The 12,425-nt window shown below is 47.8% G+C and carries 10 protein-coding genes and 1 other annotated feature; of the genes, 7 read left to right on the top strand and 3 right to left on the bottom strand.

The features are described 5' to 3' along the window. Positions 1–4: 4 nt before the first annotated feature. On the bottom strand, positions 5–1,687 hold the full coding sequence (gene argS / locus EXG77_RS01075; protein ID WP_023469677.1) for an arginine--tRNA ligase: 1,683 nt from the start codon (positions 1,685–1,687) through the stop codon (positions 5–7). Between the two features lie 60 nt (positions 1,688–1,747). Continuing rightward, positions 1,748–1,965, bottom strand: a binding site (T-box leader). Positions 1,966–2,094: 129 nt separating this feature from the next. Between argS and EXG77_RS01070 the strand changes: the two genes are divergently transcribed. Both EXG77_RS01070 and EXG77_RS01065 read left to right on the top strand, forming a co-directional pair. Next, positions 2,095–3,771 (top strand): GGDEF domain-containing protein, encoded by a 1,677-nt coding sequence (locus EXG77_RS01070; RefSeq protein ID WP_023469678.1) that lies wholly within the window; start codon positions 2,095–2,097, stop codon positions 3,769–3,771. Positions 3,772–3,807: 36 nt separating this feature from the next. Next, the gene (locus EXG77_RS01065; RefSeq protein ID WP_238987904.1) at positions 3,808–4,569 is read left to right on the top strand and encodes an alpha/beta hydrolase; all 762 of its coding nucleotides are present in this window, start codon (positions 3,808–3,810) and stop codon (positions 4,567–4,569) included. Between the two features lie 58 nt (positions 4,570–4,627). On the opposite strand, the gene EXG77_RS01060 is transcribed toward EXG77_RS01065, so the two are convergent. After that, positions 4,628–5,542: a rhodanese-related sulfurtransferase gene (locus EXG77_RS01060; protein ID WP_023469680.1), complete on the bottom strand. Its 915-nt coding sequence runs from the start codon at positions 5,540–5,542 to the stop codon at positions 4,628–4,630. Between the two features lie 238 nt (positions 5,543–5,780). Here EXG77_RS01060 and EXG77_RS01055 point away from each other — a divergent pair, with 238 nt between their 5' ends. The 4 genes from EXG77_RS01055 to EXG77_RS01040 all read left to right on the top strand — a co-directional run bounded on the left by EXG77_RS01055 (position 5,781) and on the right by EXG77_RS01040 (position 9,543). Continuing rightward, the gene (locus tag EXG77_RS01055; protein ID WP_023469681.1) at positions 5,781–6,428 is read left to right on the top strand and encodes a TVP38/TMEM64 family protein; all 648 of its coding nucleotides are present in this window, start codon (positions 5,781–5,783) and stop codon (positions 6,426–6,428) included. Positions 6,429–6,691: 263 nt separating this feature from the next. Beyond that, positions 6,692–7,018, top strand: a complete 327-nt coding sequence (locus tag EXG77_RS01050; RefSeq protein WP_035395606.1) for a DUF485 domain-containing protein — start codon at positions 6,692–6,694, stop codon at positions 7,016–7,018. After that, complete coding sequence (locus tag EXG77_RS01045; protein WP_023469683.1) at positions 7,015–8,571, top strand: cation acetate symporter; 1,557 nt, start codon at positions 7,015–7,017, stop codon at positions 8,569–8,571. Before EXG77_RS01050 ends, EXG77_RS01045 begins: the two co-directional genes overlap by 4 nt. A 114-nt stretch (positions 8,572–8,685) precedes the next feature. Further along, positions 8,686–9,543 (top strand): sulfite exporter TauE/SafE family protein, encoded by an 858-nt coding sequence (locus EXG77_RS01040; RefSeq protein WP_023469684.1) that lies wholly within the window; start codon positions 8,686–8,688, stop codon positions 9,541–9,543. A 55-nt stretch (positions 9,544–9,598) separates the two neighbouring features. Here the strand turns inward: EXG77_RS01040 and EXG77_RS01035 are convergent, their stop codons facing one another. Next, entirely contained in the window at positions 9,599–10,975 is a 1,377-nt protein-coding gene (locus EXG77_RS01035; RefSeq protein WP_023469685.1) for a sodium:alanine symporter family protein, read from the bottom strand. Between the two features lie 144 nt (positions 10,976–11,119). On the opposite strand from EXG77_RS01035, the gene EXG77_RS01030 reads away from it, so the two are divergent. Then, on the top strand, positions 11,120–12,337 hold the full coding sequence (locus tag EXG77_RS01030) for a CdaR family transcriptional regulator (RefSeq protein ID WP_035395605.1): 1,218 nt from the start codon (positions 11,120–11,122) through the stop codon (positions 12,335–12,337). The last annotated feature ends 88 nt before the right edge of the window (positions 12,338–12,425 follow it).

Raw genomic sequence — 12,425 nt, 5'->3', positions numbered from 1 at the left:
GGTCTTACATTTCTTCTGGAGCGCCGACACCGAGTAAACGAAGACCCTCTGTCAAGACGATCGTGACCGACTTGACGAGTGCAAGACGCGATTGTTTTGCTGCGTCATCTTCGAGAACACGGACGTGTCCGTAGTATTTATTGAAGCTTTGTGCAAGATCTAAGACGTAGCGGCTGATGATTGATGGCTCGCGACGTGTGAACGCGCGATCGATGACCGTCGAGAATTGGTTTAGCATCGAGACGACACCCCATGCATGATCATCGGCACTACCAGCGAATGGTGTGCCATCATAGCCACCTTTACGGAGCAACGAGTGCGCACGGGCATTCGTGTACTGGACATACGGTCCTGTTTCGCCTTCGAATTTCAACATCTGCTCAAGATCGAACTCGATGTTGTTCATCCGTTCGTTCTTCAAGTCGTGGAAGATGACGGCGCCGACACCGACTTGACGAGCCGTGGCTTCGGCATTCGCTAAGTTCGGATTTTTTTCCGCGATGTTTTGCTTCGCAACGTCGATCGCTTCTTGTAGTACTTCTTCAAGTAAGACGATCCGACCTTTACGCGTCGACATTTTCTTTCCGTCCTTCATGATCAGACCGAACGGCACATGGTGCATTCCGTCGACGTTCTCAAATCCAAGTTTCTTCAAGACTGCGAACAATTGCTTGAAGTGAAGCGCTTGTTCCCCACCGACGACGTAGAACGCTTGCTCAAAGCGGTACGTTTCGAGACGATAGACAGCAGCTGCTAAGTCACGTGTCGCATAAAGCGTTGCGCCATCTTTCTTTTTAATCAAAGCAGGTGGCATACCTTCTGCTTCGAGGTCGACGACCATTGCCCCTTCTGATTCGACGAGGAGATCTTTTTCTTCGAGCAAATCGATGACGTGTTGCATCTTATCGTTGTAGAAGGCTTCTCCGTTCAAGCTATCGAATTTAACACCGAGCATCTCATAGACACGGTTAAACTCGACGAGTGAGACTTCACGGAACCACGTCCAAAGCGTCGTTGCCTGCTCATCACCTTGTTCGAGTTTTTTGAACCAGAGACGTCCTTCATCCTCAAGTGCCGGATTTGTTTCCGCTTCTTCGTGGAACCGGACGTATAATTTCAACAATTCCTTGATTGGTTCTGCACGGACCGCTTCTTCCTCACCCCACATCGTGTAAGCCACCATCAATTTCCCGAACTGTGTTCCCCAGTCCCCTAAGTGGTTGACACCGACGACGTCGTACCCTTTTTTACGTGAGATTTGGTTGAGCGCGTTCCCGATGACCGTCGAACGCAAGTGCCCCATCGAGAAGGGTTTCGCGATGTTTGGTGATGAAAAATCAGTGACGATCGTTTTTCCATTCGCTTCACTTGATCCGAACGCCTCTTGCTCCGTCAGGACTTGGTTGACGATTTCTTGCGAGACGACTTCCCGGTTCAAGAAGACGTTGATGTAAGGACCAACAGCTTGAACGTTCGAGAACAACGGCGCGTCAATTTTTTCTGCGAGCTCCGAAGCAATCATGTTCGGTGCTTTACGGAATGCTTTAGCGAGCATGAAACATGGGAATGCCAGATCTCCATGATCTTCATGTTTCGGTTGCTCGATCAGTTGTTCGATTTGTTCAACCGATAAGGCACCTTCCATGACGTGATGTAATACTTCTGCATACTGCGCTTTATAACTCATCTTTATTTCCTCCTGCTTTACTGATTTTTTGGCAATAAAAAACGCCCCTTGCGCCACGCGCAAAGAGACGGAATGACCGCGGTACCACTCTTCTTGGTGTCACTCGACACCCACCTTGTTCGGGGATAACGGGGTTCCCCCGGCTACGCCTTTTCCATCAGGAATCGGGCAGCGTCTCAGAAGTGCGTTTCACGACCGGTTCGTCCTCAGGCTTCCACCATTCCCTGACTCGCTAGTTGACGAATATCAACCGTTACTCTCTTCATCATCGACTGTATTCGATATCTTTCACATTATACGCAATTCTTTCTTTTCTCTCAACCTTATTTTTTTGGTAAATGGCTTATCAAAATTTCCACAATTCGGGTATAGGAATAAAAGATACTTCTCAGGGGGAGGGATGTTTCATGCGCTACTACCAACATGTAGCCCGGACGAGCTGGATCGTCTTCGGTCTCGTCGCCTTGACATTATTAGTGATCGGCATCGTTCATCCACCAACCTTCCATCCTTCTGTCTCCATCATCAACACTCTTTATTTATTCGGACTCGTTCTCCTGTTTCAGTTCGATAATGTCCGTCGTGGTGGCATTTACTATACATTCCAAGAAGGCATCATCTTATTTTTATTCCTCAATTATGGTTTAACGTACGCCTTGATTTTAAGCCAAGTCGGTATTCTCGTCTTTCAATTCATGTCTCACCGAAAAGCGATTCGTTGGAAACGTTTCGTTTATCTCTACCCGATCAACGCCTTGTTCGATTTAGTCTACATCTCGCTTCCGGCCTTTGCGTATTATGCGCTCGGCGGACCAATCGGCTCAAACTTTACGTATACGAAAGCCTTACTCCCTTTCATCGGCTTTTTGATCACCGTCTTCCTTGTCTCTTACTTCCAATGTCTATTCGTCAATCGCTTCCTCTACTTGAAATACGACTGGCAACGTCTCGTAAAGCTTCAGTCCCTCGTCTACGGGATTAGCATGTTAAGTGCTCTACTTGGAATCTGGTTCTACGATGAAAGTCCGCTCGTCGCGGCTACAGTTTCCGTCTTGATTCTCTTTTTGTTCAAACGTCTGTTGCAAGAGCGTGGTGACTCCCTTGAAGCAAACGATAATGCTAAGCGATTTGATGATGCGAAGGAACACTTGTTGATTTCCCGCTTCGAGCGCGAGACGATCGATTCGTTGCTCCTCGATTTACCGCATCTATTGCCGTTTTCTGAAGGTTGGATCTCGATTCAACAACAGCGGAAACAAGTCATCTATAACATCCGGACGAAACAACCGATCGACGTGTTACCACTGTTTCATTCCTTGTCAGCCGACGATTTGCATACCCCAATCATCTATGGTCTTCGTTGTGACTGGGGAAACGATATTCAGATCGGATTGCCTGTCGATCGTCACTCGATGCTAGCGATTCCTTCGATTACGAGCGGAGAGGTCGATGTTTCGATCATCCTATTCCATCAAGTCGCAGACGCCTATGATGCGACAAATGCCGACGAATTATCTCGTTTGCTCCGTATCTTTTGTCGCGTCTTAGAACGCTCACGTGAAACGGTCCAACTCTATACGGAAAGTCGGACCGATGCCTTGACCGAATTACCGAATAGTCGTGCTTTTTATGAACACGGTCGGCAGGAATTTGCGGCTGACTGCTATCCGCTCTCCGTGATCCTGTTCGATATCGATCATTTCAAACGTGTCAATGATACGTACGGTCATAAAGTGGGCGATCTCGTCCTTCGTGAACTCGGTCGACGTATCCAGGCGATCCAATTGCAATATGATGATGTCTTTGCTGCTCGTTATGGTGGGGAGGAATTCGTACTTCTGTTGCGAAATGGTAGTCAAGAGGCTGCTATCCAGATTGCCGAGACAGTCCGCCATGCGGTCATGGATCGTCCCTTCCTCGTCGATGGTCACCGACTGTCCTTAACCGTCAGCCTCGGAATTGATACAGTGGAGGAAAGATATCAACGGACGTTCGAAGAATCGTTACGTCAAGCCGACCATGCACTCTATGTCGGCGGAAAACACAATGGACGCAATTGTACCGCGCATTATGCAAACCTTTGAAAGGTCGTGACTCTATTGTCGATTACGGAAATTGAAATGACGCTACCGACATCACAAACTCACCGGACGATTCGGATTCATCGTCCGCCCCATTTGGATCCTTCTGAAGCGTTACCAGTGATTTATATGCACGATGGACAAAACGTCTTCAGTGGAGAAACCGCCTCGTTCGGAAAAGGCTGGGAGATTCATCTTGCGCTACAACAGACACAGATTCCGGCAATGGTCGTCGCGATCGACAGTCCAGAAGACGGAATGGATCGTTACGATGACTACGCTCCTTGGAGTGATGAAGCTTTATTGATGCGGACTGCTTATCCTTCGTACCGGAAATCAATCGGGGGAAACGGTAAGGTCTACATGGACTGGATCATCCGCGAGTTAAAACCATACATTGATGCCAACTACGCGACACGCCCTGACGATACGACGATGATCGGCAGCTCGATGGGTGGCGTCATCTCGCTTTATGGATTATTCGCATATCCGGAAGTCATCACGCGCGTCGCTGCCCTGTCGACGGCCGGATGGGCAAACTTCTCCTCACTCCTTGAATTCATCGAGCGCAGTCCGTCGCTGTCTACTGCCCATCGCTGTTATATGGATGTCGGGACAAAAGAAGTGAGTGGCCCGATGACGGAGACAGATTATTTACACACAAATGATGTCTTAGCGCGAGCGGTCGAACAGAAACTTACTCAAAGTCGCTATACGATCATCCCGGAAGCAATCCATCATGAAACGGCCTGGGCCGAGCGTTTACCGGATATTTTACGTTACTTGTTTCCTTCCTCCTGAATACACAAAAAGCCGGGCGATTTCTATTAAAGAAATCCTCCGGCTTTTTACGCGTGCCTTATACTAATTCTTCTTGTTGCTCTTTTTCATAACGATTGCGCGGATGCTCCCGGCATTCATCGGAACACGAACGCATGACTTTTGGTTCGCATTCTTCACAGCAGAAGTGCTGTCGATTACATTCCGGGTTTGCACAATTAACGTAGCGCGTCTCCGGTTTTCCACAGTAGTAACATTCTGAGACGACAGAAGGATTGACGGCATTGACAGGAACTTGTACACGTTCATCAAAGACGTATAGTTCGCCTTCCCAGTCTTCTCCTTGCGTCTGTTCATCTTTTCCGTACATGACGACTCCGCCTTTAAGGTGGAAGATATCATCACTCTGTTGCCGTTTACGGAAGTACGCCGTGAATTTTTCACAACGAACGCCACCTGTACAGTATGTGAGAACCTTTTTCCCTTCAAACAAATGCTCGTTCTCGTCAAGCCACTCTGGGAATTCCCGTGAAGCATCGACATCCACTTTTACAGCATTCTTGAAGTGTCCGAGGTCGTATTCATAGTTGTTGCGTACATCGAGAATGACGACGTCATCTTGTTTCATCATTTCTTTCCACTCTGCTGGTTCAAGATACGCAGCGTGTTCTTCTGGTACGTTGAATTCATCCTCAAAACGCCATGTGACGAGTTCTTTTTTGTAACGGACGAACGTCTTTTTGAAGGCGTGCTCTTCGACTTCATCGATTTTGAATTCGATGTCAGCGAATCGTGGATCCGCCGTCAAGTCCTTCATGTATTGTTCCGTTTGTTCGACCGTTCCAGAGAGTGTGCCGTTGATTCCTTCTGGTGCGATCAAAATCCGACCTTTGATACCGAGCTCTTTACAGTAAGCAAGATGCTCTTTCGTTAGCTGTTCCGCATTTTCGATCGGAACATACTTATAAAATAATAGTACGCGATAAGGTTTCATATTCCTCATTAGCCCCCATGTCAGTTTTTTGCAGTAAAACGAACGTTGGCAAACGAAGCGTCTAGCTATTGACTAGCTGGGAACGCCTGCAAAACGCACCCATTTAAGTATAATACCAACTCCCTTTCGAATGTACAATCTACAATTCCTGAATCCCTTTCAAGGAATTTCATTCCCTTTCTCAATCAGAAAGAGGTAAAATAAAACACAGTAGTACATCTCGCAAGGAGGATTCCGAATGCTCCATACACTTCGTGACTGGATCGAGCAGATGATTTTCTTTCTCCAAGACTTACCTGGAGGAGCTGCCACCGGTTTGATTGCCCCGTTTCTTGAGTCTCTATTTCCTTTCCTGCCACTCGTCCTGATCATTTCCGCGAATGCGGCAACCTATGGTTTTGGTATGGGTGTTCTCGTATCATGGGTCGGGAGCATGCTTGGATCACTCGTCGTCTTCGCTTGTATTCGATATCTATTTCGTCGTCCGGTCACGCGTTGGCTTGAAAAACACCATGCCGCGCAACAGTGGATCGAACGTGTTCGTCACATGAGTCCCATCTCACTCGGATTCTTTTTCTCGCTTCCGTTCATGCCTGCGTTCATCATCACGTCCATTTCCGCCATGATTCAACTATCGCTGCGGACGTATTTGATTGCTGCTGGTGCCGGTCGTCTGATCGTCGTCATCATCTTCTCGCTAATCGGAAAGGAATGGTCCACGTTCCTTGAACGTCCGATGCGTCTTGTCCTTCTATTTTTGATTTTACTCGCCATCTGGGGAGTCAGTCGCGGGACGGAAGAATGGTTGAAGCGTCGTGCGCTCTCAAAACGTGCGGATCATTTACGAGAAATCGAAGATAAGATCGAACGTCCATCTGAAAAATGACTCAAGCCTGTCTATGATTCCATAGACAGGCTTTTTAAGCTGTTCTCATTTTTTGCGGACTAGGTCTTTTGAATCATTTTCCAATGTGATTAATATATAAAAATAACGTTCAAACAATGTTCAATATTGCAAACGCTTACATTAAATTGGTATGACCAATATTAATATAATAATGAGCTTTTCCTTATAAAAATTAGGATAGCTTTTCCAGAAACGACATCCTTATAATGAATTTACATTCATTCCTTAAAGGAGGCGGCCTCATGCATCAAGTGTCCGAAGTTCAAAAAAATGAAGCGACTCAACCCGCTCCATCAATCGTCGAGAGTGCTACCTTTCAACAATTGATGCGTCAAAAGAATGGCTTCATTCTTCCAGCCATCAGTTTCTGTCTTATTTTTTATTTTACGCTTCCGATTTTGACAAGCTACTTTACGATTTTAAATCAGCCGGTATTCGGTGATATTACGGGTGCTTGGATCTTCGCTTTTGCTCAGTTCATCATGACGTGGACGTTCTGCATGATGTATAGCAAAAAAGCACGTGCCTTTGATCGACTCGTCGAACAAATCAAGGAGGAGTCGAAATGAATTATACTGCCGTTGCTTTATTTGCGGCGATCGTCGGTTTGACGCTCGTCATTACATACTTTGCTGCTCGTAAAACAAAAACTGCTAACGATTTTTATACAGCGGATGGCGGTCTCACTGGTGCGCAAAACGGGATGGCGATTGCCGGCGACTATATGTCCGCTGCCTCGTTCCTCGGAATTGCCGGGATGATCGCCTTAGCCGGATTCGACGGATTCTTCTACTCGATCGGCTTCCTCGTTGCCTATCTCGTTGTCTTGTATCTCGTTGCCGAACCACTTCGGAACCTCGGGAAATACACGATGGCGGATATGATCGCTGCTCGTTTTAACGCATCAAAAGTTCGTGGAGTTGCTGCCATGAACTCAATCGCGATCTCGATTTTCTATATGATTGCCCAACTCGTTGGTGCGGGTGCCTTGATTGAATTGTTATTAGGAATTCCTTACACGACAAGTGTCATCATCGTTGGTATCTTGATGACCGTCTACGTCGTCTTCGGTGGTATGACGGCGACCTCATGGGTCCAAATCATCAAAGCGATCCTCTTGATGGCAGGAACAGCTGTCATCTCATTCATGGTCTTCGCGAAGTTCGATTTTTCGATCTTCAAGATGTTTGCAGAAGTCAAACAAGCGACACCGCTCGGTGATTCATTCTTGAATCCCGGAAACAAGTTCAAATTACCGCTCGATACGATTTCATTGAATCTCGCACTCGTTCTCGGAACGGCTGGATTACCACATATCTTGATTCGTTTCTTTACTGTTAAGGATGCTCCGACTGCTCGTAAATCCGTCGTATATGCGACGTGGATCATCGGTGCCTTTTATATCTTGACGATCTTCCTCGGCTTTGGTGCCGCTGCTTTCGTCGGTTCTGAAGATATCATTGCTGCCAATGCTGCTGGTAACATGGCGGCACCACTTCTCGCCCAGGCGCTCGGTGGTGATTTACTCTTTGCGTTCGTTGCTGCAGTCGCCTTTGCGACGATCCTCGCCGTTGTTGCGGGACTCGTCTTATCCGCAGCATCCGCCTTTGCCCATGACTTCTACAGTCATATTCTTCGCAAAGGACAAGCAACGGAAAAAGAACAGATGACGGCAGCACGACTCGCTTCCATCGCCGTCGCCTTGATTTCGATGGTACTGGCATTGTTCGCACAAACGATGAACGTCGCGTTCCTCGTTTCGCTTGCCTTTGCTGTCGCGGCAAGTGCCAACTTGCCAGTCATTCTCTTGACGATCTTCTGGCGCCGTTTCAATACTGGCGGAGCTGTCACAGGTATGGTCGTCGGGTTATTCTCTTCACTGATTCTCGTCGCACTCAGTCCAAATCTTTGGGCAGTCGACGGTTCAGCCTTGTTCGTCGGGGAAGCCCTCTTCCCGCTGACGAATCCAGGAATCGTCTCCATCCCACTTGGCTTCCTCGGAGCCATCGTCGGGACATTGTTGACGAAATCGAACGAAGTTGCCGGTAACTTCGAACGTATCTTAGTCAAGGCCAATACCGGTATCGATGCTGCTGCAGAAGTCGCCGCGTCAAAAGAATAAGTTCCCCTTAACGGCTCCTTCAACCCCCTTGAAGGAGCCGTCCCCTTTTACATTCTTCTCATTCATTGCCATACTAAGTGGATAATAGAGAAGAAAAGGAAAGGAAGACTGTACATGGATCTCGCTTTTTATTATTTCTTAATCCTCGGATTTTTCATTGGAATCATCTCCGGCTTTTTCGGAATCGGTGGCGGTATCATCTTGACGCCCCTACTACTCATTTTAGGATATGCTCCAAGCGTTGCGATCGCGACCAGTCTCATGTTGACTCTCGGATCAACGGTTTCAGGTACGATCTCTCACTTACGTCTTAAAAATGTCGTCTGGCGCGATAGTCTTGTCGTCGGGGGCGTTGGAATCATCGGTTCGACGATCGCGACACCACTCGTCCTTCGTTTAGAGGAAGTCAACGGTGCCCATCTCGTCATCTCGATCGTTTATATCGGACTCTTACTCTACTTCGCGAATAAGTTCTTACGTCCGAAAGCGACGACCGGTGAACAGACGGGTTGGAAAAATCGATATCTTGCTCTTGCCTTCACTGGTCTGTTCGCTGGATTCATCTCTTCGCTTCTCGGTGTCAGCGGTGGATTCATCATCACACCGTTACTTGTCGGGATCGTTGGCTATGAGTTGAAACGTGCAGTCGGAACGAGTATTGCTTCTGCGTTACTGATCGTCCTATCGGGTCTCGTCAACTATACGGTCGCGAGCACGAATATCGATATCCTCGTCGGTATCATGCTAATTGTCGGCGCCTTGCTCGGAGCACCGATTGGCGCGAAGCAGTTGACGCATTTCGAAAGTCCGTTCGTCAAAAAGTACCTCGGTATCTTCTATTTGACGGTTGCGGTCAGTGTGTTACTCGAGATCATCGGCTGGAACGTCGCTTCACTCTCCGTTCTCGTTGCGCTTAGTTTGATTTTCTTACTGACACTCCTCATCTACAGCCGTCGTCGAACGAATGGATGAATCGTCTCATCAGAAAAGCGGTGATGCCCCTATCAGGCATCACCGCTTTTTTCCGTTAAGCCACTCGTTTGTGACCGGCTCGTTCATAGTCTCTCGTTTGTTCAATGACTAAGTGCGACAAGAACAACATTCCAACCAAGTTCGGAATCATCATCAGCCCGTTCGCGATATCTGCGACAAGCCACAACGGTTCTAATTGCGCGACCGCACCATAACAGGCTGCGAGCGCAAAGAAAACACGATATCCTTCGTTGAAACGTGTCGTGCCGCTCAAGTACTCCAAGCACTTCTCTCCATAGACATACCAACCGATGATCGTTGAATAACCGAAGAAGAAGACGGAGAAGGCGACAGTCCATTCTCCAAATGATCCAAGGACACTCGCAAAGGCGGTTGCTGTCAGTGCTGCCCCGGAAAGATTCGCATCATGCGTCATACCTGAATGTAGCCCGCCTGACGGATCCCAAAAGCCTGTCGTCAGAAGGACGAGTGCCGTCATCGTACAAACGATCAAGGTCACGATGAAGGTACTCGTCATCGAAATCAATCCCTGTTCGACCGGACGCTCACTTTTCGCAGATCCGGCAATCAAGGCTGCTGTCCCAAGTCCTGCTTCGTTCGTGAAAATACCACGTGCTACACCGACTTGCATCGCCATCATGATCGATACACCGGTGAAGGCTCCTGCAGGCGCAAGCGGCTGGAAGGCGTACTCAAAGATTAAACCAAAGGCTGGTAGAATCTGATCCGCCTTCAATATTAAAAGGACACAAGCGGCACCGATATAAAGTAAGCTCATGATCGGAACAAAGATCGTCGAGATCGCACTGACGCGTTCAAGTCCACCACGAATCGATACATAGACCGCAATCGCGAGCAGAATGCCGAACAATAGCAGCGGCACACGGAACGATTGCTCAAGCACCGTTGCCATCGCATTCGCTTGCACCGTGTTCCCGACACCAAACGATGCGATCAAACCAAATACCGCAAACAGGATGGCGAGTAGTTTAAATTTAGGTCCTAGTCCCTTCTCGATATAATACATCGGTCCACTGACGGCTTCGCCGCGTTCGTTTCGACTTCTAAAGAGAATGGCAAGGAGGCTTTCTGCATATTTCGTCGCCATTCCAATTAAACCGATGACCCACATCCAAAAAACTGCGCCCGGTCCGCCCATCGTCAAGGCGACTGCGATCCCTGCGATGTTTCCGTTTCCGATCGTCGCTGCGAGGGACGTCATCAACATCTGAAAGCTACTGATTTCACCTTCACCTTGCCCTGATTTTTGAACAGATAATTGAAACGCTTGTTTTAAACGTCGAAACTGAAGACCACGTAAGCGGATCGTAAAGTATACTCCTGTTCCTACCAACAACATCATACTCGGAATCCCCCAGACCCAAGCCGATATCAGACGTAATACTTCCATGCCATTTCATCCTCTCTGTCTTTTCCGAGGCTTACCGTAGCATGTAGTTGTGTTTTCTTACAATACAAAAGAATACTTTTTGTGATTTTACACAACAGAAGATATACTAAAACTATCGAGCGAAAGAGAAAGAAGGGAAATCCCATGTTAGAAGCTTCATATCATTCCTTAGACGACTTAGCAGAAGCGATCGGTATTGCCTTGAATGCCCCGATTACGATTGAAGATCGCAATCACCGCCTTCTTGCGTATAGTACGCATACGGCTGATACAGACCCTGCCCGTGTCGCAACGATCATTGGTCGCCGGGTACCGGAATCGGTCATCGACCAACTCTGGAAAGACGAAGTCATCCAGAGCCTTGCTACACAAGATGATCCACTCATTATTTCCGCACGCACGGATGTCGGATTGAACGATCGTGTCGCCATTGCGATCAAGCAAGATTCAGAAATTCTCGGCTATATTTGGTCGATTGCTCGAAGCACTCCGTTTACTCCATCGGAACTTGCAGATTTAAAGAAAGGAGCGTTGCTTGCCCAACGTCAGTTACTGGCGATCGACATGCAGAAAAAACGGAAGGAAGAGCAGACGGAACAATTTTTCTTCGAGTTATTACATGAAGAATTATCCGAGTCAGAGATTCTGAAGATGTTTTCTAAGCTCCATGTCGCACCACCCGGCATCAGTCGTTTGACGGTCATTCGTTTTTCGGAAGCGATCACACCACGACTTGCGGATCGCCTGCGCTATTTATTGACGATTCAGCAGACAGTTCGTCCGTTACTTTACGCGTATGATGAAACAGATTTCATCTTGTGGATCAGCACAAACGACCGCGACGCAGAACAAGAGCGTCTGCAGTTCGACGCCTTCATCCAGTCGTTTCGACAATTGCTCGCGGAGCGGTTCGATTATACGGACTTCGTCGCAGCAAGTAGTGAAGTCTTCACGGGCGTCCAAGCGATTCCGGAGCGCTATGAAGAAGCTGGCATCGTCTTACGTTTAAAGGACGCCTTTCCATTTGAGCTGAAGAATGTGACCCGTTACGAACGCCTCGGTTTATTCCAGCTCTTACCGATTTTCTCGGAGCGTCTGCGACGGCGGACGGTTCGCTTGGAAGAAATCGAACGTCTGCGTGCTTACGATGTGAAACATGCCTCCTCCTTATGTGAGACGCTAGAGTGGTTCCTGCACTACGATGGGAACGTCAAACAAGTCGCTTCCCATCTCCATGTTCATCCGAATACGATCCTTTATCGGATGCGACGGATCGAGGAAGAAGCGGGCATTCGAATGGAATCTTTACCTGAACGCTCCTTACTTTATTTGTACCTAAAAGCAGACCGATATCCTTTGTGATTTTACACAAAGGATATCGGTTATTTTTGAAAACGCCGATAAAGTAGAACGCTTTCATTTCTCGTATACTGAAGAAGAAGAGAAATTG

Source organism: Exiguobacterium sp. OS-77 (assembly GCF_000414195.2).
Taxonomy (GTDB): domain Bacteria; phylum Bacillota; class Bacilli; order Exiguobacteriales; family Exiguobacteriaceae; genus Exiguobacterium_A; species Exiguobacterium_A indicum.
The sequence above is the reverse complement of the archived record's forward strand: the minus strand, read 5'-3'. Positions and strand labels throughout refer to the sequence as shown.